The organism is Pyramidobacter sp. C12-8 (assembly GCF_002007215.1).
Classification (GTDB): domain Bacteria; phylum Synergistota; class Synergistia; order Synergistales; family Dethiosulfovibrionaceae; genus Pyramidobacter.
The window spans coordinates 1-213 of the sequence record NZ_MUHX01000158.1 but is presented as its reverse complement, the minus strand read 5'-3'; the positions used below and the strand labels follow the sequence as shown (position 1 = coordinate 213).

Genomic DNA, 213 nt, shown 5'->3' with positions numbered 1-213 from the left:
TCGGTTGCCGTGGCAAGTCATGGGAATGGCAGATGGCTGGCTCCATGATCATTCCCGCCGGAAAAGCCACCATCGCCCTGCATGATTTGACGGGATTCGACGGACGTTGCGACGCCATCTGTCTCACAACACGTCCCCAATTGCCGTATATCCGCCCCGTGCCAGGGCCACCTCTTTCTGCAGGCGAGTTTGATTTCGTCGTCTGCGGCGGCG

Annotated in this window: 1 protein-coding gene; it reads left to right on the top strand. The window is 59.6% G+C overall.

Going from position 1 to position 213, the window contains the following annotated elements; all coding sequences use genetic code 11:
* Positions 1-32: 32 nt before the first annotated feature.
* Positions 33-213: hypothetical protein (locus B0D78_RS13340; RefSeq protein ID WP_205948351.1), on the top strand; the 181-nt coding region annotated here is incomplete at its 3' end.